This window comes from Bacillus sp. P4_D3, from assembly GCF_056401855.1.
Window position 1 is genome coordinate 1 of the sequence record NZ_JBFUIN010001361.1, and the last position, 512, is coordinate 512.

General features: G+C 32.0%; 1 protein-coding gene and 1 pseudogene. Both read right to left on the reverse strand.

All coding sequences use genetic code 11. The annotated features are described in order from the left end of the window. Nucleotides 1-204: pseudogene (locus AC1DTM_RS31345) on the reverse strand (cysteine dioxygenase family protein); the annotation flags it as partial. A gap of 112 nt (nucleotides 205-316) precedes the next feature. After that, on the reverse strand, nucleotides 317-512 hold a 196-nt coding region (locus tag AC1DTM_RS31350; protein WP_477001804.1), incomplete at its 5' end, for a cytochrome P450.

Consider the following 512-nt stretch of genomic DNA (forward strand, 5'->3'; position numbering starts at 1 on the left):
ATCTTCATATAACAAGTGTCGTGCATATTGAGCCGAATTCGCCTTCTGTTTTTCTAGCGGAAGCCATGTTTTCTTTTCTAAAAGTTCTTCTAGTAATTTTTCAATCGCACAAACAATTTGGTCTTCTAATAAATTACTATCAATTAAATCCGTTACAGTTTTAATAAATGTTTGAAACGTTTTACTTCCATTACACGTTAACATAAGCATCCTCCTCCACTCTTTTTCACACACTTCCATACTAAATAGCCCGCTAAAAATTTACAATTGAGAAATAAAAAACAAGGTACAGTAATTTTGTACCTTGCTGAACAGTTTATTGAGTTTTTAAGCGAATAGGTAAGAATTTCAAAGTTTGTTCATTTTCCAATATACATTTTTCTAAATTGAAAGATGAAGATAGCTCTATTTTTTCAAAAGCATTTATAAAGGTAGTTAATGCAATCTCGGCTTCTAAACGTGCAAGTGGTGCCCCTAAGCAAAAATGAGGACCTTTACCATAGGTTAAATGC